Raw genomic sequence first — 23,645 nt, forward strand, 5'->3', positions numbered from 1 at the left:
AATTAATGCGTTGTTATGGGGGCAGTCCGGTTAAGGGCAGTCCCCGTGTTGAAATATCCTGCTATTGCTTGCTTACGCGCCTGATCGCGTTGTCGGTAAACGTATGCGTTTGCTAGTTGCCGGTAGAGTTTTATGAGGTTTCTGTCACGCTTTGCCAGTTCTTTTTGTGCATACTCAAGAACCTTAATCCGTTCAGCTTCACTCATCCAGACGGTGCCTCCGTTGAGGTTACAGGCAGTCTTTACCTCCTCAACGACATCATCTACACTTCCATAGCGACTGAGAGCCTGTTGGACAATGGAGCGCTCAGCGTTCATGAAGGCAGGTTTTGCAATCAGCGTTGAGACAAGTTGCCGGCGATTGTTTACCCGCCCAACCGCATCGTTGAGATCCAGTTTGCTGTAATAGGCCGTAAAGACAGTTGACAATTCAGTCTGTGCTTTTTTTTCCTCATAGTTAACCCGGTACTGCTGGTAGTCGATGCGTTGCTGCTTGCTAAACCCTTCTTTCAGAAGATCTTTCAGCGACTTAACTTCGCCAATAGGGGATGCCTTAATGAGTTCACTAACTGCTGAGTTTACCAGTTGATTGGCCAGATCACTAATCTGGTCTGTCAACCCTTGCATAATCGAGCTGACCTGCTCACCGATAATTCCGGAGAGTTCCTGATCAATCTGGTCCATACTATAAGAGCCTCCGAGCAGACTACTTAGTCCGGCACCGTCCAGAACACCGTTGATAAAGCTATTTACGCCTTGGTTGAGCACATTCAGCAATTGCTGCAGATCCGCACTTTGCATGTTCTGGTATAACTGCCGGGCGATGTCCTGCATAATCTTCGACAGTTCTTCTTCTGTCGTTGCTTCCTGCTGGGTGCCGTCGGATAATGTTACTACCCACTTCTTTGTCCCATCATCATTGATTACTTCTTTCACCGTCGGTGGGGTAAACCGATTCTCCCCCCCCGACTGAGCGTGCGCACCAAAACCGGCCAATACCAGCAGCCCTATCAGAAAGAGCCGATACCATCGTTTGACGTGTTTCATGATTCGTAACAGTTAATTGATTGAACTTACGAGTCTGTCTCTTCTTCCAGTTGCTGCCGAATGGCCAGAACAACATTTCCTCCGTATTTTGCCGCTTTCTTTTTAATCTGCTCTTTTTCCGGGGCCTCTGTCGTAAAGGCCCAATACTCCATTCGGCTTACTTCAAGTCGATACACGGCTGAGTGCTGACCACCAAATGAGACAAAAAACTCTTTGTACCTGTAGGCTGGATCATTATCCCGGTTCAGGGATAATGCCATGCTTGCCTCTTTCTCGGTAAGCCCCAAAAACTCGCGTGCCTGAGTAAACTGGTTTTGATAGCCTCGCTGATCCAGCAGGATTTTACAATCGGCATTCCCAATTATAGAGTCCTTGACAATTGGACTGTCGATAATATCCCGAAGTTGCTGTGTGACAATCCATGCTTCCCCAAAGAATTTTCGGACGGTTTTATATAGATACTGCATAAATTCAGCCATCTCTGGTTTCATAATCGCTTTCCACGCTTCCTCAATGAGAATTATTTTTCTCACGCTTTTAGGTAACTGCCGCATCTTGGTGATAAACGTGTCCATGATAATGATGGTCACAACTGGAAACAGAATTGGGTGCTCCTTAATATTATCCATTTCAAAGACGATGAACGGTTCACGAAGTAGGTCCATATCACGCTCAGCGTTCAACAGAAAGTCGTATTGACCACCTCGGTAGAAGGGTTCCAGATTGAACAGAAAACCATCAAAATCGAAAAGACGAACATCAACAACCTTTTTGTTTAACAGCTCCCGGAAGTCAGTTAGGAGAAATTCGTAGAAGCTATTAAAATTAGGTATAATCGAATAGTCGCTGTCGAGTTTATGAAAGTAGCCTGAAATAGCTTGGGCCACTGCTGTTTGGTCGGACCGCGTAAACGTCTCATCTTCTTTCTTCCATAGTGCAAATAATAAGGCCTGTATCGCCTGTTTTTTTTCGATACTGGGTGCACTTCGATCTTCAATGAAAAAGGGATTGAATCGAATGGGGTCATCTTCCTTATAGGTTAGATACAAACCTCCCAGCATGTTACACAAACCTTCATAACTATCACCCACATCGACAATGACTGTATGAGCACCGCTGTGGTGGTATTGCCGCAAAAAATGATTTGTCAGAAATGACTTGCCTGAACCAGATGGTCCCAGGATAAATTTATTACGGTTACTGCACCAGCCTTTCTTTACAGGAACATCCGAAAAATCAGCCAATAGGGGGCGACCGCTCAGCCTTTCGGTTACCTTGACGCCAAAGGTACTCAGGTCATCGTTCGTCGTCGACTCCATGTTGAACATAGAACAGGCTTGGGGCAGAAACGTCCAGAACCGATCCTCTGAAGGTAGGTCTGCGGCTGCACCGGGTATACCTGCCCAGAATAGTAAGGGTGCGTCAGTGCCATTTTCTCTGGGCCGGGCACCCATCAGTGAGATAGCAGAATTGACCTGATTTCTAATTAATGGGAGATTCGTTTTGTCTTCCGTCCAGACCATCAGATTGTAATGACACTGCACCGGAGTAAAGCCCGAGCTGGCGGCCTCTTCCAGAAACAGGTCAATCTGCCGGGCGTTGACCGCATTAATCTTCGAGAAGCTCCCAAGTGCTTTCATCTTCTGACTCCGCTTTTCGAGTTCAGGAAACGAAATATGCTTATCAGTTTTAAATACATACTGATTGTAGGCATGATCGACATTCAACATAAGCGAGACTGGAGCAGCGAACGACACGTTAATGGTCGAGTTTTCAGAACAGAGCGATTCCTTCCGATTGTGGGTATAGACCAAATCAGGCATGTCATCCACATCAGCAATTGAGAAGAACTTGCAGATTTTGTTGCCCACGTAAATATCACCGTCCATCTGAATATCTGCCAGTGGGACGACCTCCTCCGTGAAGGCCAGACTCATATACCTACCGATGAGCCCCAATTCTCCAGTCTGTTCATCCATGACAAGGTCTTTCCCTTTCAAGCGTCGTAAACCGATTTTCTTGGTTGAGGTCAATACCGATTCAAACTGCCCCAATGCATTGATGAATTCTTCCTGTATGCGGGGATCGCTGAGCTCTCTAGGTACAATACGTGCCGATACCAGCGTCGTCAAATCAGCCGTAACAGAATGCCGCCCCCCGTAGGTTTTGGTAATGTAAACATAACAGCGATGGGACAGGTATGGGCGTTCGTTAAAGTGAAGCTCACTAGCTTTATCGAATGCATCCCGCAGTTCATACCGGGGGGTGTATTGTTCCACCAGAAACAAATCCTGTTTGTGAATGATGGTGTTCACGGGCAGCACATTTAATGCCTTTACCCAGACGTCGTTCATTTCCCGAAAATCTCCTGTTTCCAGACGAGCCCCGTCGCTCACCTCTACTTTGGCTGACAGCGAGAAGATTTCAGGTAATGTCAATTCATAACAGGCAGTGTACTCACCCCGCGTTGAAATAAGAAAGTCCCGTTCCACTTTCCAGATAGGAAAGACATCGAGAATGTCTTTTGACTTAGCCATTAGCCTTACCATTTATGGGATGAGGTTTTACACTTTTTGTTTCCTGCATCCGTTTATAGACACTACTACTGCGTACTGTGATCAGCTTTGGAAGCTGCCGGGTGGCCTGAAACTTGGCAAAACCTCGTTCACCATACTTGCTCGAGTATTGAACCAGGTAGTAAAACACGAAAATTAGTGCCACCAGAAAAAACATAAATGCCCAGATCGGACCGACAACGTTCGTGGCAATGACAATCATTGTCAGCAGTAGTAGGCCAACCGCACTACCTGCCATTGTTACAAGGGCTTTCATCCCGCGAATACCCATTACTTCAGGTGGGCGATCCACGCCTTTTGATATCCGGTACATTAGACTTACTTTTTGCTGGAAATCATAATAGAATATGGTACAATAAAACAGGTTAACGAAAGAGAGCATCAGCAATCGGCGGTATAACCAAAGCCACTAAGGCTCCGGTGAACCAGGCAAAAATGCCCTGTAACCCATCGGAACCATCTCGCATCATCCGTCTATAAGCTTTGACTGCACCTGTACAAAGACAAACAGCCGAGATCCCGTAGGCCATGCCCTTGAAGCTTCGGTAAAGACTTGACACCCCCATTGTATCGGCACTAACCTGTGCACGGACGGGTTCTGCAAAGAGTAAGAATAAGAGAATTGTTGCTCCTCCTATCCAAATTATATTCTTCTTCATGCTACAGGAAGATAGCGCGGAGTGTTATCAGCACTAGCCCTGCAAAAATGAGTGCTGCAAACCAGTTCTGGATCGACTTTCGTGTTTCAGGATCGCCCCCTGAAAATTTCGCATAGGCAGGTACTGCTGTGATTGCGCCCACGATGGCCATCATATAAAGCATGAGTTTGCTCACCGGTTCAAAATAGCCTTTGACGGCAGTAGCTGTATTGTCTAATGCAGTCGTCAGCGTGCCTGCAGTTGGTTCGGCCTGCACCGAATGGTTAGCTAACAGGACGAAGATTGTCAGAATACTAATTTGAGTAACCAAGCTCTTAGAGAATGTAGCAACATGTTTTTTCATAGCTGAAAACGATTAAAAATTAATTGAAAATTATATTTGAAATATGAAATACAAATTAACGGATTTACAATTATAATTTCCAAATTTTTGTATTTGGAGATAGAAATGCCTATTTGCCGGAAGGCTTTTAACTGTAAGGGTCGTCTTCAGCTGGTACTGATGAAACGGTTTCTGCCGATTCCTGTTGAGCTGCCAAACGATTTAAATTACGCCAGAGATCCCTGTATTCATCCTTTGGTTCTTCTATATTCCCAAAAGCAGCGTATGGGTCGTCTGTGCCGGCTTTCGGAGCCATCCCCACGTGTTCGGCTCGCGCAGAATGAATAGGCGTCAACTGTTCCATAAAATCTTCAAGTAACCACCCGACGTTTGCATCTGACCGCATCTCCAGTTTCGTAAGTACAGTCAAAAACTGAGTAGTTAACAGTTCTAATTCTTTCTTCCGCTGTCGCTTGCGGAAGAGCCGGTTTAGTTCCTGTGCGTAACGATGAACTTCCTCAATACATTTCCAGTAACTAGTGACAGATATTCCTGTCTCATACGTAGGATCAGCATCTTCATTAAACCCAACATCATCATCGCCAGGTCGCGAACGGAAAAAATCAGATTCATTCGACTCCAAAGGCACATCGGGCATAGGCGGAACCTCTACAAGAGCGCCGAGTTGATTCTGTAAGGAATAGTGCGGGTTTTCATGAACACCATCCAGCTCTAACCCCCTATCCCCGTCATCTTCATCTTCCTCCTCATTTTCTTCTGTTTCATAATCGCTATCGCCGGACTCTGTTTTTTCTTGTTCCGGGGTCAACTGTAATACCGGGTTGGGCTGGATAGTAGCTTGCGTTGTTTTCCCCGTACTTCGTTCAAAAACCGTTTTGGATAGACCGAAAACGGATGTTTCCGCTGGTAAGTTGACCGGAATAGCAAGTGAACCGTCGTGCTTCCGGTCGATATCCACATCGGTTGAATTCTCACTCTCATGTGACTTCGTTGCTTTAGTATCAGCATTCTGCTTACCAAAAGATGTTTTTTCATTGGATTCATCCCCTGTTTTGAACTGAAGGATAAAGTCAAGCCGAATGTTTTTCCGGTTGATGTAGATGAGGGTAATAACTCCCCCAATCACCATCAGGATGCTCATATCTTTCATAGCTCAAAACCTGTTTCCTGATCGGTCCTTCTTTTTTGTTCATGGTATATATGTGAAAGCAGTTCCTGATTGTGATCAAAAATATACTGTAGCAGGTTATCCAGTATCTGTTGTTTTGTCGCGTGCGTATTAAGATAATTAGCTTCACGAACCAGCAGATTGAGTATATGATCGGCTCGTTTAGTGAGGGCTATCCGTTTATCAGTGGAGATATAACCGGAAGGAACCTGTAAAAATCGTTGGATAAATGTATCCCAGTCATTCCCTAATGGTTTTGTATCTCTACCTGCTTTGAATCGGTTTGTCCCATTACGCTCCGGGGCCACCGACTTCCCTGCTGATACCTGCCTTACCGACGGGGCAGAGGATGGAGGAAGAATAGACGATTCTTCATTGATTACCTTTTCACTTGTTCCAGGGTCAGTGTTTGAACTGGATTGTTCATGGAGATGATCTATAAAGGCATCCATATTGATGAAGTCTGAACGGTCCTGTATGGACGCTAGATTAGGCGTTTGCTTAGGCTTTTTCACGGGCGGAGAACAGTTGAGGTTCTTTACTGATCAGTTCGCGGACCAGATCACAGACGTATTCAGAATCGCTTGGAAAAAGCGTCGAAGCAGATCGGCGAATAGATACCAGTTCGTAGAAAACTTTCTCCAGAATATGAATTTTTGGCCGGTTCTCTTTAAAAAAAACCTGGGTCACATTTCGAAATGAAGCACTTTCAGAACGGGCGATTCGATTCCAAAGCATGTAGAACTTCGCTTCCGGACACGACCGTTCATATAGGTCAATCGTTTTCATCGTAGAGGTAAAGGAAATTTCATCATCCCTGGTAGGAAAAATGACCAGGTCAAGAAAAGGCAATACCTGCTCCATGCCTTTGACGTTTAACGAACCCGGAAAATCAACGAACCAAAAGGCTTCCTGCGTGCGGGCTTTCATTGTCTTTAGCCCTTGCGATAACCGTTCAACAGGACTAGGAACGATAGGAAATTGAGGAACCGACAACTCCTCAAACTTTGCTTTTAGTTTAGGATTGGATTGAATTTCTTCCAGATCGCCCTGTCGTTCTGTTATGAAAGAGTGCTGGGGGAAGTCTGCATCAACAACCCCAACGGGAAATCCTGCGTGATGTAGGTAGGTGGCGAGTAACATGGTTACTGTTGATTTACCCGCTCCTCCCTTTTGTGAAGCTACACTGATCAATTTTGCCATAATACAGAATATTAAAATTTCTTCAAAAAAATGATTATTATTTCTTAAACACAAATATTATATTTTATAAAATTCATTTTTTATTAAAATATTACAATAAATAATGCTTTTAATACACAATAAAGTTGTATTAATACAATTTGAATATGTATGTAATTTATATTTATAATGTGTATTAAAAACACATTCATCAGATATAGATATGCTTGTAAGTATAATGTAACGCTTATTTAATGCCTTTATACTTAATAATGTATTGATTATTAACTAATGAATTCATTACGGCAAAATTCACTACGGCAAAATTCACTGTGGCAAAATTCACTGTGGCAAAATTCACTGTGGCAAAATTCACTGCGGCAAAATTCACTGTGGCAAAATTCACTACGGCAAAATGCCAGTATCATATTTCTGTAAGTTGCTGTATTTTAGCATTATAGATATTCCGGATTCTTGAATAAGGCAACACTCAATTACCTGAAAGGAGAAAAATACGGTCAGAATAACCCCGGAACTTACCGACCAAAGACTTGCAGGAGCATTCAAAAAAGGAATGAAAATGTGGGTAGTGCTCTGCTTTTAGCTAAACGACATGCAAAAGTATCGAGGCCCAAAGTGTTTAAATCAGGACAAAACGACCCACAAAATATGCATACTTGTTTAGAGTATGCTGAAAAACAGCCTGACCATACGCAACGGTGCTCACCTTGGCGGTGGCGGGAGCAAGATGTGAGTTTGTCATACAAACTCGTCTTGCCCTACGGGGTCATTTTCTACCCAAAACTGCACCTCGTTAACACATACGGTTTGTTCTGAGTAGAAAATTGTCAATACCCCTCGTTAACACATTCGGGATTTTCTGAAGTGGCTACGCTGTTTAACATGCCGGATCGACTCAAATAACAAGCTGACAGGATGGAAAACCTGAAATGAATAGTTGATATTTATATGTAAAATCTAAAATTTGTGTTATCTGTTTTTTGGCTATTTTTGCTGTTCCCCCTAAAATCATGGAGTCTGGCATGAAAAAAATAGCTACACAGGGTAACGAGTCATTACGCAAAACATCCGTTTCCATTTCAGAAAAGTATTCGAAACCGAAACGACAACAGGTGCTATCCAACAGAGGGGAACCTCTAACCCAGCGAGTCATCCTTCGCCTTACTCAGTCGGACCACCGGGCGCTGCTCACCCACCTTGACCGTATGAAGTCACGGTATCCACGAATGACGCTCAGTGACCTTATCCGGGATCACTATTTTTGCAGGGGAGCTTTCGCTAATGAGAGCCGGAAACGCACAGAGGTAACACCTGAAGTAGGCCTTGTGGAATTTGCCAGGAGCGAAGGGATCGAGGAAAACCATCCGTTGTATGATCTACTGTACTTACTGGCAGCTACCCGGCGATCCCTTAAAGGATACCTCAACAATCACAATCAGATTGCGAGGAAGGTTAATGCTATCCAGGATGCCAGAAAACTACTTGCAGAATTACAAAATCACGAGCGGCTGGTTGGACCTGTTGCAGGAGTTATTACCAAGCTCGATAACCTTCTGCAGAAGCTCGAAGAAATGCTTGGTTAGCCTGGCTTAAGAAAGATGATATGATAGTACGCGTCACGACGGGCAAAGATGTGCAGGGAGCAGTCCGATACAACGAACAAAAGGTAGGAGTTGACGATGCAGAAGTTCTGGCTGTTGTCAACTTCTCCCATTCACGGGCCGAAAGTCAGTCCTCGTTCCGAAGCAAAGAACTGAAATATCTGGCCGGATTAAACAAAAGGGTTCAGCAACCCGGTATTCACTTTAGTCTTTCCTATCATCCCTCGGAAAAGCCAACAGACGAAGCAATGCGAATTCTGGCTACCGATTTTATGAACCAGATGGGTTATGGTGAACAGCCATATGTTGTCTATCGCCACGATGACCGCCCTCATCCACATCTGCACATTGTCAGTGTACAAGTGGACCAGGATGGGCGACGGCTATCTGATAGCCATCTCAAACGCCGTTGTAATACTGCCCGTCAGCGCCTGGAGAAGAGATACGGACTTGTTATTGCCGAGGATCAGTCGAGGCATCTTCATCAGCAACCAGATATACTTCCCAACCTTGAGCGCATCAATTATGAATCGGGTAATCTCAAAAAAGGCGTTGCAACCCTGGTGCGCACGGCTTTTTCTGACTTTTATTTTTCATCATTTACAGAGTACAGTGATTTGCTCCGGCATTACGGCATTCATGCCCAACAGCACAATCGGAAAAATGCACAGGGAACGGACTGGAAAGGAATCACCTATCAGATTATTACTGGCGACATTGTTGAAAGTCCACCTTTCAAAGCAAGTTCATTTTCCTTTAAACCTACATCCGAACGACTAACTAACCGGTTTCGGGAGGGAGCCAAACGTAAGAAAGTTCACCGACAATCTCTCACAAACCGGGTGAAGAAAGCTATCGCTGCTTACAGTAGTTTGTCAGAAGCTGACTTCCTGAATGCCCTTCGTTCAGAACGGATACAGGTCATTGAGCCGGAGGGCGAACGAGCCAATACTTACCTTTATATTGATCTGCATTACCGTACTGTATTTCGGGAAGACGAATTAGGCGAAGCGTTTAAAAAGCAAAATCTATCAGCTCATTTCAGAGAAACGGAATTGAAACCAGTTCCTACAAAGGTAACTGCTGAAAAGGCCGAAGCGGGGCGATCTGAATCAACGCCTTCATTAATTGCCTGGAATAAAGTGATCTCCAGAGTGTATCAAGCCCACCGGCAACAGGAGGGGGTTTATTTTGAAAGTACACTCATTACCCGTTTTCCTTTTGATAAATTACTCGATGCACTGGTAGCCCAGCGTTATCGCCAGAAAGAAGCTGCTGAAGCACTACGGCAGTTTGAAGCTTATAAACTGGCACAACTACCCCAGATACAGGCCAAAGAGCAGGCATACTTTCAACAGTCAGCGGAAAGTTTATTAGGTTTAGCTTTGCAGTCGAAACTTGATGGACCCGGACGGGTATCATTTCTAAAGGCGAGCGGATTTGTTCTGGATGTCCTGCCAAAAGGCGCTGCTGTAATCCGTCATCAGCACGGGTCCCACCTGGAGCTTCCACTCACAAACGAGCAGTTTGGAGCCTTGACGCAGGCATCTGGTTCCAGTCTTCCCTTATCCCGCCCATTTAGTAAAGCCGAACGAGACACCTACCTGGCTATTGCCCGGAAAATTCCGGTTCAGACAACTTTTTACGACCTCAACCCATATCTGCTGAAACGAATACTCCCGGAAGAACTGCATAACCAGGCCAGTGAAGCGCTCAATCGTAATTACCTGACCATCCTGTTAGCTTCCAAAGATCGCTTTACCAAGGATTTATCAGCGGCTCTATTCAACCGGGGGATTATTATCAAGAAAAATGGGGACTCGTGGCAAGTCGGTTTTCATACGACCCCAGAGTCGTCATATGTCAATCTTCCCGACTTGTTGGGCTCTTTCCTGAGCACGAAGGAGATTGACACCCCTGATTCTCAGCGGAACTGCCTGGGTAGTGCCGAGGGACGAAAGCTTATTGCGTTGTGGCAAGGTAACGATTTAGGAGACAGAGCACGCATTGATTGGGCAATAAAAGGGATAGAAACATTGATACCAACCCTGAAGGGCCAACCTTTCGAAGAACAATTGGAGAGCTTGGAACGGGCTGTCAAGACTAAGTCATCACGAAAGGTTACGGCTCCTGTTCGGGTAGAAAACAAGCAGGAACGCCTGCCGGAAGAGGTGCGAACCTTGTTCTGGAAGACTTATTTCAGCTACCGCCGAAAAGCGCAATATGCCTATGAGAGTACATTGCTACGAAATCCCGCTCAGTTACCACTTAGCGAGTTGATCACCGCTCTTGTCCAACACGACAAAAGCATATCCCTGGCCGAAGCGAAAGCCTATGCTGAGAACTTTTTGTCAGGACGTCAGCAACGATATAATCAAATTTTAGCTGCAGACAAGACCCACTTTGAACGCGTCGCCAATGGTTTCCTGAGTATGTTAGTACAAGCACCAGTATCCGCTACAGATCGTATCAAGCTGTTAAGAGCCTTTTATCTGAACGTTGAGCGAACACCTGACGGTCATATTGAACTCGTCCATGAGCAGGATAAATGGTTACGAAACCGATTAAGTCCCGAAGAAACAACTGCCTTGTTTTCACAACCAGACGAGGCTCAGTGGGTAGCCAAACCGGCGGTTGAGATGCCGCGTAAAGAACGGGCCCTTTATGAACAACTCCTCTTTGGCAGTCTACTAAGGCCTGGTCTACGAAATCAGACTGAGCAAGAAGATCAATCTACTTTACCCGAACAATCCTCGACTTTATCAGCAAAAAAAGTCAAAGACGTGGCTGGGGAAACTATTACCTGGAACCAGATCAATCCTGAACGCGTGAAAACACTATTGACAAGCGATCAGTTTGACAAGGCAAGTACGCAACTCAACAAAGCTAGTGTAAAGGCTTTAATGGAACGAATGCCCGTCGTGCTGGCCGACGCCCTGCCCTGGCTTCAGCAAAGGGGGTATATACTGGATAAAACACCTACAGGAAACTTCCGGCTGGGTTATTACCTTTCCGGTCGTGAATCATTTACTCCTGTATCCCCCGGGTTGAACCGATTACTCGAAAACGCGCAGACGGGACGGAATTATCGAGTACCTACTTTCAAGGAAAGCATGGCCTGGAATCAACCTTTACCTCATCCCCGCACCGGAATCGTTGATCGAAGTCCTGCACTGGTACGAAATCTGGCTTCGGCGTTAGATGCCGGGCGTCCGGGCCCGGTCAACTATGCCATCACGCAAATCCTAAAAGCCAATCCGTCGCTCAAAACACTAAGTACGCAACCAGAACAGCTTTTGGACGTATTCTGGAAACAGTCGCTGAACCGCCCGGAGACTATCGAGAAAGAAGTTTCCCCAAAGGCCCATTCAGTAGAAGGCGAATCGCTCCTTCCTAACGCCGAACCCAGCGGCCTCGGACAAGCACTTTCAACTGATGAAACATTCCGTAAGCGAAAAGCCGGAGAAATGACCACACGCAGACGTAAGCAAGGGTTATAATAGATGAAATTTTATATAGGTGTTGGAATTTATATTCGTAGTAATTATGAATATCTAATTTTCAAATTTAAAATACAAATTTTAGATTTGAGCGATTTCTTTAAAAAATGAATCGTAAACCATACAAACATGGCCGCCGAAAACGAAAAAGACTTTCACATCACCGTCCTGGGATCACTCATTTTTGGTTGGGTGATCTTATTTTTTCACCTGTATATCGTCAACAGCGGAGCCCTGGCCAGACTAGGCATAGACCTTTCCTTATTGGACAACCTCATTATTAAGATAAACCGGCAGACTCGTTTATTTTCTAACTACTGGCTACCCAAGCTTACCGCGCTCTTTTTTGTGTTATTTTACACGTATGGTTATCGAACTAAAAAAGATATCACGATGACGTGGCAGCGGGTGTATATGCACGGCATGATCGGATTAATTCTGCTTCTGGGGGGAACGTTCTTTGTATTAGGCCGAACGGTTATCGGACAGAATCTGGGAGTAGTTTATTCGATTACAACCCTCGCGGGCTATCTATTCTGCATTAATGCCGGCAGTTTTGCCAACCGCATAGTGAAGGTGCAACTGGATGATGATCCGTTCAATGAGTTTAACCAATCCTTTGTTCAGGAAGAACGATTAATCCAGAATGAGTACTCAGTAAACATCCCTACCCAGTACAAATACAGAAACAAATTAAAGAATGGCTGGGTCAATCTAATAAACCCGTTCAGGGCAACCTTGATTATGGGTACACCGGGGAGTGGGAAAAGCTTTGCAGTGGTCAATAACTTCATCCGCCAGCACATCGAGAAGGGATTCTCAATGTATATTTATGACTTTAAATTTCCTGACCTTTCTACCATTGCTTATAACTACCTGCTAAAAAATGCCGACGTATACCGAAAAAAGTATGGTGTCAACGCCCGTCTTTACCTCATCAACTTTGATGATCCGCGCCGGTCGCACCGCTGCAACCCAATTCGTTCCGATCAAATGACGGACGTTGTCGATGCCAATGAGGCAGCGACGACAATTCTCTTGAATCTAAGTAAAAGCTGGATAAAAAAGGAAGGCGAATTTTTCATTGAGTCCCCAAAAGCATTCCTTGCGGGTTGTATATGGTACATGAAGTTGCTTCATGACAGGGTAGAAAAAAGTCCGGATCTGAAAGCCCGAATGGGCTATGCACCCAATGAACCAGTCAACCTCTGCACGTTTCCCCATGTGATACAGTTTGCTTCCCGACGATACGACGAAATATTTCCTTTGATGATGGCCGAACCGGAACTGGAGGAACTGGTACAGCCTTTTCAACAAGCGTTTGCCAACAAAACGTTGGAGCAGCTTGATGGACAGATTGCTTCGGCCCGTATTCCGCTCATTAAAATTATCTCACCTCAACTCTATTGGGTAATGAGCGGGGATGACTTCGATTTGACCCTTAACGATAAAAAAGCCCCCAAAATCCTATGTACGGGCAATAACCCGGACCGTGCACAGATTTATGGGGCCGCCCTGGGGTTGTACAATGCACGACTTGTCAAAAAAGTAAACCGTCCCCTTCGTGCTCCCTGCTCCATCATTATTGACGAGTTACCCACGATCTATTTTCGCGGGCTGGACCAGCTTATTGCGACCGCGCGTAGTAATAAAGTTTCGACTTGTCTCTCGTTTCAGGACAAAAGTCAGATTAATCGTGACTATGGCAAGGAAGAGGCTGAAGTAATCCTGAATACACCTGGTAACCTGGTGTCAGGTTCTGTAAAGGGCACAACAGCGCGTGACTTATCGAATCAGTTTGGCAAAAATGTCCAACGGTCGCAGAGTTTTAACTTCAATGAGCGTGACACGACTAGTAGCATCTCTCAGAAGCTGGACTCACTGATACCTGAATCGGTTATTTCGAATCTTAGCCAGGGGTGGTTTGTGGGGAATGTGGCTGACAACGACGACCAGCCGATTTCCCAGAAAATCTTTCATAGTAAGTTCGTCGTATCGAAGGAAATGGTTGCGTTTCTTAAGAATTTAACCCCGATTCCTCAGCTTCCCCAGTTTGAAGGAATAACTGATGATGAAGTCGACCAAAAGCTTCGGGCGAATTTTCAGCGTATTAAAGCAGACGTGGCTAATCTGGTTCGTGTGCGTCTGGAAGATATCCGATCTAATCCTGATTTACGGTATCTATTAAATGGATTAAAAACCAAAGATGTTGACTATCTCCGTAAAGTCGAAGAAGATGAAGCTGAAGAATAAAGAAATTAACCCAAAAACTAATTAGTCGGTGGTAAAATGAGCATGAAGTAGTACAAGCAAGCTATTTATGCCGTAATTTACAGTCGAATTGCCGAAGGGCCTCTTGTCATTCGAGTCGTTAAACATAACTTTTGTATTAATTTCTCAGCTAATACCCTGTTTTTAAAACACATTTTACATATTCGATAAAAATGGAAAACGCGAATAAAATCACACGCAAAAAAGAAAATGAAGAAGTGGAGGCATTCCTGCGGGTGTTGGGAGAACGATTCAAAAAGTTTCGCCTGGATCGTGAGTTAATCCAGAAAGATGTGGCCAGTAAAATAGACGGTACCCAGAATATGATCTGGCGTATAGAAGCGGGTGATTCCGCTAATGCCATGTTGACACTGTTTTATTACTACTATATGAATCACAAGCTGAATCCTGCCTGGCTCTTCACTCCTGATAATACCGGTATTGATATGTATCGCACAACAGGAGCCGAACGAGCCAGTCAAAAAGACTATCAAATCCGGAAAAAAAGCCAACTCCTCGATGATTTGATAGTCGGGCTGAAGGACGCAGGAATCGATGTAGCTGCCCTGGCTGGTTCCAGTACAAAAAAATCAGAATAAGCCGTTAACGCTTCCTTGTTTCTGACAGAGCAGCATTCTTTTTCCAGTGTAACAGCAAAAAGCAAAAATCCAGCGGATTAACCGGCTTACTACCATCCAGTACTGCATAATGCAGGTGCGGGCCTGTGGACAGGCCCGTGTTACCCGTTCGGCCAATCCTATCTCCCCTTAGTACCCACTGCCCCGGCATTACACCACGGTCTGATAAATGCCCATACACCGTTGTGTATCCTGACGAGTGGCGTACTACTACCGACAAGCCTAATCCGTCAGGGTCGTAATTTACCCTGTCTACCCATCCATCTGCCGTTACAAAAACGTCAGTTCCCTCAGGGGTTGGAAAATCAAGCCCCAAATGTTTTGACCAGCGATGTAAAACAGGATGGAATCGCATACCAAATCCACTCTTCAATTGGTAATCACGCCAGCTACTAATCCGAATAGGCAGTACTGAAGGAACATTGGCGAAAGGTAGTTCACGGGCCTCGTGTTGAACGGTTGCTCCTATCGTCCCTGCACCCAGATACCGTTCTTTTAGCATATAAAGCCCAATGGAATCCGATTGAATCCCGAATTTTAGTCGGCGTAACAGCTGCTCCAGCGTGTCAGCACCCATTAGCTCATCTTCGTTAAAGTCTCCAGCCCGATACTTGCTGCCCACGGTCACCTGATCAAGCTGATTTAATGGCCTTCCAAGATAAGTCACCAGTAAGGCTGACGGTTTGGCCGTATCAGGCTGAAGTTTGTCATTGTCTATCGAAGGCAACGGCCGCTTAGTAAATAAAACCTGTCCTGATGTATTAAAAATGATAAAAAATAGACTCACAAAAAATAGATTCTTCATCTGAAATTCATTTAAAATAAATTAACTTTTAATATTACATAAAATTTATTTAGAGCGTGTAATTACCAAAAAAATAGAAAAAATGGTTCCATCTGAACTACCATCAGCACCCGTGCGAGGGGACCTGATTACCGACCATGACATTCACCGCATGCAGGACGGTACCTATCCGAATGTCTTTGCAAAGGCTTCGGAACTAGCCAGCGCTCAGCATCATGGCAATTTACTTCTTCCAAAGGAACTCTTATTTCTTTCCCTGATGGCACCGGATGAGCGGCAGACATACCGGGAAAAACTAAGTCAGACGGAAGACGCTTCACCATCGGCGTTGACCCATGTTGATTACGGGCACATCGCTACCCGAACGTTCGTGCGAGAAGACCGTCTGGCTTACTACATCGGTGAAAAACATCGGGAAGGCGGTATATTGACGGATGCAGAATCAGATTTTTTAAGAAAAGCAGGGCCTTATGCGCAGTCCCGGTTTACAGAAGCGAGCGGAGGAGTAAGCATTCAGATACCAGAAGCTAAGCAGGGAATGGATAATCTGGAAATGACTGAGACCAGCCGTTCAACTACAGTTCCTGCAACCGAAGATATCAGATCCTTTCCGACCGACCACAAAGAACAAATTTTCCAGCCTGTTCCCGAACCTCAAACAGTCCACGACTTTATTCTGGTTGGGCAAACACGGCCCGCTACCGAAGGACACTACAGCGAGTTCCGGCTCCAGGAGGTGGAGGATGTAAGCGGTCCGGAGGGGGGGAGCAAATCTCTCGGTCACACTGAAAAGGACGAGCAATTGGTAGCTGATTACATCAAGGCGACCGAATGGATAGTAGCCCTGCCGGAGGAATACGAACATCTACGTCAGTATCTAGAAAACGATGGTTTTTTGAGTGATACAGAACTCGCCAGCGCGTTGTTCGATGCCCGGCTTACTCGTGAAGAGTTAGAAGAACGCATAGATCGGTTTGCGAGCCAGGCTACGCCGGAAACGCGTGAACAAATTACTAACTACTTCTGGGAGTTACATGGATCGGTACAAGACTCTCCCTTAAAGGATTTAATCGACCCAACTGCCACATACCGATTGGTTGCCGCCGAAGTAGACGGTCAGACACCTCCGGATGCGGACAAAAAGAAGTCAATCAACGAGGAAGAGGAGCTGGAGCCGGAGCGTAAACAAACGAAGAATCATTCGTTACTCGAACTTCAGTTCTTGTCAGGGGGTATGGTTGCCAATTTTATTAATAACAAACGCATCATTGAAGAACTGCTGACAGGCAAAAAGCAAGATCAACAAACCGCTATGAGAACCACGCAGACCGCTTCCGGAAAGGAGCAGACGGCAGACCGCTGGGACTATAAACAGGTCGCCAATCAATTAGAACCCCTTGGCATAAATGCCGATCAGCTTCAGGCTAACGGAAACCTCGAAGCCCTTCTTAATGGGCGTAAAACCGGGCTGATGCGTTTTGAAAAAGAGGGGGAAGATGGAACCAGGTTTTCTATTGAAGGGAAGTTATATATAGCCGAGGTGGCTGGCCAGGGGCCAACGGTGCATATTCTGCAAAAGCTGCAAACGTTCACACCCCCTAAATTTTTTCTGGGTTATGAGTTGACCGAAGCGGATAAACAGGAGCTACTTAAAACCGGCAACCTCAACAAAGTGGTCGACATGCGCGACCGACTTACCGGAGAGATCTTTAAAGGAAACATTGGCGTAGATCCTGACACTAACCGGCTCACACCGGCCAGACTTGACCGTTTTACTATTCCATCAGCTATTCATGGTGTAATCCTTAATGAACAGCAAAAGGAGTCGCTGCGCTCAGGTTTGCCAACCAGAATTGAAGGGATGGTGAATCAACGGACGGGTAAAGGGCCTTTTGATGGCCTGGTAACGATGAACGCCTTTGAGCGCAAGTTCAAGATACAGGAAATTCCAGCGCCTGCTCAACGGGAAGCGGTTACTCAAAAAGATACAGTTTCCAACATCAATGCCTTTAAGCTACCCGATGAGGTATATGGTCTAAAGCTGACACCTGAGCAGAAAAAAGCACTGGAAAAAGGGGATAAAGTGCGCTTGAACGGAATGACTCACCCGACAACGGGCGAGTTGGTAAACGCCCGGATTCAGGTTCGGGGTTATCCCCCTGTTCTCCAACTTGATGATTTGAAGCGGGTCAAAGCACCGCTGACACCAGAATCTAAAATCAAAGAGTCGGTAAAACCAGAAACAAAAGAAAAAGCAGGAACCAAAAAGACCAGCAAAACAGCCGTAACTGTTCGGCAGGGCGGCGGTGTTACAGATATTTCTGCGGACACTGCCACCATAAAAAGCCTTACCCCGGGCTCTGGAACAGAGATGTCCAAGCCAAAAGCAACGAGTATTACGGAGGTCAAGGGAGACAAGCCAAAGGCGAAATCGAAAACCGCAAAGATAAAACACACACCCGCCCCCAAAATCCGTTAAGCCATGCGTACACGTAACGAAGGACAATCGTATCAGGATAGTCGTATCCGGCAGGAAGCATTGATTGATCAATACAAGAAAAATATCGACCTGGTTTCCTACCTTACGAAGCAGGGATTTCGGTACGACCGCAAAAAATCGACCAGGCGATGGGCCATGATGGTTGATGATACGACAGGGCGTAAGCTGCTGTTGAGTGTTAACGCCAAATCCGGAGACAACTATTTTTATAATCCCGAAGATAGCCGCGATAAGGGAACTATCATCCACTTGATAGCCGAATTCGGGAAGTTGGACCTGAGCAGCAAACAAGGGTGGGACGAGCTGCATAGGCAGGCGAGCGAGCTGATAGGCAATGTGTACTTCAGTCATCACGACCATATCCGACCTACGCCTAAACTGGAGGCAGGGCCAACTAACCGCGAAGGAGCTGTAGCCGAATATTATAAACTCAAGCCGCTGACCGATACTACCTATCTCACTCAGGAACGGCTCATCAACTCCGAAACGCTGCTCGCCCCTGAATTCGCCGGTAAAATCCTCAACCGCAATTTTACCGCCATACATCCGGAAACGAACGAATCGGTTCGGGGTATCAACACAATCTTCCCACTCGAAAATGAACTGGGTATGCAGGGGCTTATTGCACGGCAAACAGCCTGGAATCATACGTATGGTGATAAGTCAAACAGCCTTTGGATTTCCAATATCCTACCCCATACGCCCGTGAAGGAACTGGTGATCGTTGAGAATCCAATCAACGCCCTCTCATACCACGAGCTTCATCCCCCGCTGACGCCGGGCGAGCGTGTATATATGGCGACAGCCGGTCAACCGGCTCATAATCAATTTGCCTCCATGCAGCATTTGATTAATCAGATCAATCCTGAAAAACTGACATTAGGCTTTGACAATGACCTAGCCGGTATTCGGTACAACATCAATGCGTTAAGCCGACTTCATTTGCCCCGGCAGCCGATAACGCCTGTTTCAATAGACGTTTCCAATAATCGGTTTACTAATACTCTATATATCGAGTTGCATAACGACGATAGTACGAGTGCAGGCAAATTGCTTGCCCATCATAAGTCACAGTATCTGAAAAAACGAGTTGATGAGGTGCTGAACCGAAACATTCCCATCGATGGGCCGCGTGCTTCCATCGACTTAATTACCACACGCCCTGAACTCCTCCAAATTCGGGCTACATTCCCTAACCAACGGCCCCTTCTGATCCGGGCCGAAAACCTTGCCAAAGAGTTTAAGAAAACCAGTAATTATCTGGTTGTGCACCGGCCAATTGAAAATGATTTTAATGAGGATCTAAAAATAAAGCGTCAAAAAGAAGGCATAACACCGAAATTAGCCTTACCCAAACTAGTGGAGATCCAGCAGGCCTATCACCAAAAAAAAGAGCAACCCATTCCGCCTATCCCAGCGCTTGCCTTGTTAGCCGTCGAAATCAAAGACTCGCCCAAAAAGGAAACTCAAAAGACAACAAACCTTCACCCCCCCCCTGCAACTGAGCACACCAGCCCCAAACAGTCTGTGCAAAAGGCAAAAAAATACCCGGGAATATCCAATCGATATTGATAGACACCAGGGAATAAACACATCTATTGGCTCAGTGATATATAATATTCATATATTACTGAGCCAATAGTTAAGGTAAATAGTTTTAATTATCAACTACGATCCAAGTCAAGATTATCTTTATATACCTGTAAACGCTCCTTTTTATGCTTACTTCCGACAATACACCAATGCTAATTCATATCAACCCCTACACGGAACAGGTGGAAATTATCCCTTTTACGGATAGTCTTTCCGAACTCAATCTGCTCGTAGGAGGCCGTTTCATTCAGCCCGTTAACTTCTGTGACCATGTCTTGTTGGTCGCAGCTAATAACCTTGAGGAGGAACCCTACCCACCTGCCTGGAGCTATAGTGGACACGATTTACTTTATTTTGGCTGTGCAATACTTGGGAAACTGGATGAAGACGGGCGATTTGGCCCACCAGAACTAGATGAAAGGCAGGTTTCTCTTCACCTGGAATGGATGGGGTTTCTGGAGCCCGAAAATGTACTGTTGAGTCAGGATTTTGATGTTGATGAGGCCGATTCTGAATAAGGATGACGTTTGAACAGAAGTATAATTATGACTCAATTAATGGGTTATAACAAATATAATAATTGGATTTAATATAGAAAATTCATATTTTTGTTGGGCGGGCATTCAAAGAGCCGCTTTAAATTCAAACAATGCTTAAACCTTTTTTCCTATGCAAACTAATCTTTCAGGAGAACATGATGTGCTACTGGAAGCAACTCTTACGCTTCCAGTAGGCACTTTAGTCAATACAACTCTGCCTTTGGCTGGGTTTCAGGCCGGTATCCCTGGCGTCGTTTATCACTCTGAGCATATAGATAGTGAAACGTATGTTAGTGTATTGCTGAAAAATGGTACAGACATTGGGGCATTCAATCTCGTTCAAACCGAGCAAATGCTTGAGGAAGTAGGGTTTTTACCCCTGGCTTTCCGCTTTACAACCACCTCGGCGCTCATGGATGCCTATGGGAAAGGAGTGTTTGATCGACATTTTGAGCAGGAACAAGCTTGCAACTTATAATTGGGATATGTTATGCAATCACTTCCGGGCGATTTGGCTAAACTACCGTTGTGGCTTCTGATTTTTGGACTGACTTGTCTGACTGCCATTGCCTGGTATTGGGTGGGTCAATTGAGTCAACATGTACGTATTCCCAAACCATCAGCAGGTGTACTGACTCTTATCAAAGGTTATACCATCTCTGCATTGCTGGCCTGGTGTGCAACCACCTTTATTCGATCAGGGTTCAGCGCAACAGCGCGAGACTGGAATGAGACCCATCGGTTACTGTTTATGGTCATCTCAATCTACCTGACTCCCCATATAACCCGACATCTGAGAGGCGAATCGTAGAGATTATCAGTGGTTCACAGAAAGCCAGGGAGCTGGCTTTTTTTATGCCTGAATAACATTATTATGAATCTTCTAATTGTTGAATCACCCAACAAGTGTAAAAAAATCAAGCATATACTTGATAAACTGTATGGCCCATCCACTTGGGAAGTCAAAGCTTCTGTCGGACATATCCGGGATCTCCCTCAAAAAAAACTGAGTATTGACCGGGAGGCTGGTTACAGACCCACCTACGAAATTGCCACGGATAAAAAAGAGGTGGTTCAACGGCTCCAACGGCTTGTACAGCAGGTCGGTAAGGAGCGGGTCTATCTGGCAACGGACCCCGACCGCGAAGGCGAAGCCATCGCTTTTCATCTGGCAACTGTTCTTAGTCTTCCCATGGCACAAACGCAACGAGTCACGTTCTCAGAGATTACCGAGAAGGCGATCCACGATGCCATCGCCTCCTCACGCCCCATCCATACGCGGCTTGTGGCCGCTCAGGAAGCCCGGCGTGTAATTGACCGATTGGCAGGGTATGAAGTATCCCCGCTGCTCAGTCGTAAACTAGGTAAACCCTTAAGTGCAGGACGGGTCCAGTCTGTTGCCCTCAGATTGGTAATTCAGCGTGAACGGACTATTCAGCATTGGCAACGGAGTGCACAATTTCGCATCAAGACCAGCTTTAGTACCCCCAAAGGCGAATCGTTTAGTGCCCTGCGGTCCGTGCCCTGCGAGACTGAAGCCGAAGCCCGCCACTATCTGGAGTCGCTCAACCGGAAACAGTTTACAATTGTCGGGATCGACACCAAAATCGTCGAACAACACCCTCCTGCTCCCTTTACAACCTCCTCGCTACAACAGGAAGCTATCCGTAAACTTTCCCGGAAAGGAGAGCGCTGGACTGCTAAACGGGTCATGGATGTCGCTCAACAACTTTTTGAAAACGGGGACATCACCTATATGCGTACCGATTCGCCAAACCTCTCGGCAGAAGCCCGGGAGGCGGTATTGGCGAGGGTTTGTATGGAACTTGGTAATAATTATGCGCATCCCAGAAACTTTCAGGCAAGAGCGTCAGCACAGGAGGCCCATGAAGCGATCCGACCTACCCATGTCGAGCAACCACAGGCAGGGCAGACAGCTGATCAGCGAGACCTGTATGACCTCATCTATCGCCGGACCCTGGCCTCACAGATGGCTCCGGCCCGAAATGAACAGAAAAAGCTTGTTATAAACGAAAGCTCAAACCCATCTCCGGGGGATGAACATTGCTCAATTACCTACACCCCCCTCTTTGATGGCTACAAGCGAATTTACAACGAAGAAAATCCCGACGATGAAGAAGAGGCAGAAACAGGAGAACACATTTCGGAAATTAACCGGCACGACAAACTCCATACAAGCAAATGTCAGGCGCGACAAACATTCAGGAAACCACCAAAGAGGTATGATGAAGCCTCACTCGTAGCTGATCTGGAAAAAAAAGGAATCGGGCGCCCCTCTACCTATGCAGCAATCCTGTCAGGGCTCAGCCGACGTGAGTATGTCGAAACCGTAAATGTGCCGGGGATAAAATTAAAAGCGGTTGTACTAACCTGGGTTGGTAGTAATATTAGCGCAACAACGGAGTCTGTAAATCTTGGGGGAGACAAGCAGAAATGGGTGCCGACATCAACCGGAACAAGAGTAACGGAATTTTTGGAAACCTATTTTTCTACCCTTGTCGATCCGGACTTTACGGGCCAGATGGAAGACCAGCTCGACCAGATCGCCCTCGGGACTCAGAGCTTTAAAGGGGTAGTGACCGCCTTTGATCAAATTCACCGTCAATATCTGCAGCAGGCTGAGACAGGTCAGGAAGATGCTGTTAGAGAGAAAAAAACCAATGTTATCGGTCAATACGAAGGAAAACCAGTACGGGTAGGAACCAACAAAGATGGTGGAGTTTATATTCTGTTTAACAACGAGTTTTACCCGGTTGCCGGAGTCACCATAGAGAAGGTAAATCTGGACCATCTGCTTCAGGCCCTCAGCCTGAAACAACAGCATAAAGCACAGCAACAGCTAAACACCATCCATGAGGTTAGAGATGGAAATAGTTACTATCAGATCCGCAACGGTCAATATGGCCTTTATGTTACGGATGGAAAACGAAGTGCCCCTATCAAAGAGGAGCATGAAACAGATTTTTCCCGGTGGACAGCTAACACCTGCAAGGCTCGTTTAGATGATTATGAACGTTGGAAAAAAGAAAAGGAAGGTAAGCCAAAGCCCAAAAAAGCTACTCCGAAAAAAAGTAAAAAATAGAAATTACATATAAAATAAGAGTATTTTTTTAGTTTAGGAAATAGTGCTATAGAAAGAAAAAGAAAAGTAAGTTATAGTTTTTACGATAAAAAAGGCTATT

At 45.6% G+C, this 23,645-nt stretch carries 18 protein-coding genes; 9 read left to right on the plus strand and 9 right to left on the minus strand.

Annotated elements, in window-relative coordinates:
* Positions 1-2: 2 nt before the first annotated feature.
* From AC23NW_RS26310 to AC23NW_RS26345, 8 genes are all read right to left on the minus strand, one after another.
* Entirely contained in the window at positions 3-1,046 is a 1,044-nt protein-coding gene (locus AC23NW_RS26310) for a hypothetical protein (protein WP_487453225.1), read from the minus strand.
* Positions 1,047-1,072: 26 nt separating this feature from the next.
* On the minus strand, positions 1,073-3,583 hold the full coding sequence (locus tag AC23NW_RS26315) for a TraG family conjugative transposon ATPase (RefSeq protein WP_487453226.1): 2,511 nt from the start codon (positions 3,581-3,583) through the stop codon (positions 1,073-1,075).
* Positions 3,576-4,004 (minus strand): DUF4133 domain-containing protein, encoded by a 429-nt coding sequence (locus AC23NW_RS26320; RefSeq protein ID WP_487453227.1) that lies wholly within the window; start codon positions 4,002-4,004, stop codon positions 3,576-3,578. The genes AC23NW_RS26315 and AC23NW_RS26320 overlap by 8 nt, the downstream gene beginning before the upstream one ends.
* Positions 3,988-4,281, minus strand: coding sequence for a hypothetical protein (locus AC23NW_RS26325; protein WP_487453229.1), 294 nt, complete (start codon positions 4,279-4,281; stop codon positions 3,988-3,990). Before AC23NW_RS26325 ends, AC23NW_RS26320 begins: the two co-directional genes overlap by 17 nt.
* 1 nt (position 4,282) lies before the next feature.
* The gene (locus AC23NW_RS26330; protein WP_487453231.1) at positions 4,283-4,624 is read right to left on the minus strand and encodes a DUF4134 family protein; all 342 of its coding nucleotides are present in this window, start codon (positions 4,622-4,624) and stop codon (positions 4,283-4,285) included.
* A gap of 127 nt (positions 4,625-4,751) precedes the next feature.
* On the minus strand, positions 4,752-5,774 hold the full coding sequence (locus tag AC23NW_RS26335) for a hypothetical protein (protein WP_487453233.1): 1,023 nt from the start codon (positions 5,772-5,774) through the stop codon (positions 4,752-4,754).
* Positions 5,771-6,307, minus strand: coding sequence for a hypothetical protein (locus AC23NW_RS26340; protein WP_487453234.1), 537 nt, complete (start codon positions 6,305-6,307; stop codon positions 5,771-5,773). The genes AC23NW_RS26335 and AC23NW_RS26340 overlap by 4 nt, the downstream gene beginning before the upstream one ends.
* On the minus strand, positions 6,294-6,995 hold the full coding sequence (locus AC23NW_RS26345; protein WP_487453236.1) for a ParA family protein: 702 nt from the start codon (positions 6,993-6,995) through the stop codon (positions 6,294-6,296). The genes AC23NW_RS26340 and AC23NW_RS26345 overlap by 14 nt, the downstream gene beginning before the upstream one ends.
* Before the next feature lie 1,022 nt (positions 6,996-8,017).
* Between AC23NW_RS26345 and AC23NW_RS26350 the strand changes: the two genes are divergently transcribed.
* The 4 genes from AC23NW_RS26350 (at position 8,018) to AC23NW_RS26365 (ending at position 14,966) form a co-directional block, all read left to right on the plus strand.
* A complete protein-coding gene (locus tag AC23NW_RS26350) occupies positions 8,018-8,578 on the plus strand; it encodes a hypothetical protein (RefSeq protein WP_487453238.1) in 561 nt (186 codons plus the stop codon).
* A 20-nt stretch (positions 8,579-8,598) separates the two neighbouring features.
* The gene (locus AC23NW_RS26355) at positions 8,599-12,096 is read left to right on the plus strand and encodes a relaxase/mobilization nuclease domain-containing protein (RefSeq protein ID WP_487453239.1); all 3,498 of its coding nucleotides are present in this window, start codon (positions 8,599-8,601) and stop codon (positions 12,094-12,096) included.
* 129 nt (positions 12,097-12,225) lie between these two features.
* Positions 12,226-14,349, plus strand: a complete 2,124-nt coding sequence (locus tag AC23NW_RS26360) for a YWFCY domain-containing protein (RefSeq protein ID WP_487453241.1) — start codon at positions 12,226-12,228, stop codon at positions 14,347-14,349.
* 191 nt (positions 14,350-14,540) lie between these two features.
* Complete coding sequence (locus tag AC23NW_RS26365) at positions 14,541-14,966, plus strand: hypothetical protein (RefSeq protein ID WP_487453242.1); 426 nt, start codon at positions 14,541-14,543, stop codon at positions 14,964-14,966.
* 4 nt (positions 14,967-14,970) lie between these two features.
* Here the strand turns inward: AC23NW_RS26365 and AC23NW_RS26370 are convergent, their stop codons facing one another.
* Positions 14,971-15,810 carry a M23 family metallopeptidase gene (locus tag AC23NW_RS26370; RefSeq protein WP_487453244.1) on the minus strand — a complete coding sequence of 280 codons (840 nt, stop codon included), beginning with the start codon at positions 15,808-15,810 and terminating at the stop codon, positions 14,971-14,973.
* Positions 15,811-15,892: 82 nt separating this feature from the next.
* Between AC23NW_RS26370 and AC23NW_RS26375 the strand changes: the two genes are divergently transcribed.
* The 5 genes from AC23NW_RS26375 (at position 15,893) to topA (ending at position 23,545) form a co-directional block, all read left to right on the plus strand.
* A complete protein-coding gene (locus AC23NW_RS26375; protein WP_487453246.1) occupies positions 15,893-18,289 on the plus strand; it encodes a DUF3945 domain-containing protein in 2,397 nt (798 codons plus the stop codon).
* Between the two features lie 3 nt (positions 18,290-18,292).
* Complete coding sequence (locus tag AC23NW_RS26380) at positions 18,293-19,882, plus strand: toprim domain-containing protein (RefSeq protein WP_487453248.1); 1,590 nt, start codon at positions 18,293-18,295, stop codon at positions 19,880-19,882.
* Positions 19,883-20,028: 146 nt separating this feature from the next.
* Positions 20,029-20,421, plus strand: a complete 393-nt coding sequence (locus AC23NW_RS26385; RefSeq protein ID WP_487453250.1) for a hypothetical protein — start codon at positions 20,029-20,031, stop codon at positions 20,419-20,421.
* A gap of 151 nt (positions 20,422-20,572) precedes the next feature.
* The gene (locus AC23NW_RS26390) at positions 20,573-20,920 is read left to right on the plus strand and encodes a hypothetical protein (RefSeq protein WP_487453252.1); all 348 of its coding nucleotides are present in this window, start codon (positions 20,573-20,575) and stop codon (positions 20,918-20,920) included.
* Between the two features lie 396 nt (positions 20,921-21,316).
* Positions 21,317-23,545 carry a type I DNA topoisomerase gene (gene topA, locus AC23NW_RS26395; protein ID WP_487453254.1) on the plus strand — a complete coding sequence of 743 codons (2,229 nt, stop codon included), beginning with the start codon at positions 21,317-21,319 and terminating at the stop codon, positions 23,543-23,545.
* Positions 23,546-23,645: the final 100 nt, after the last annotated feature.

Source organism: Arsenicibacter sp. R0_47 (genome assembly GCF_057652235.1).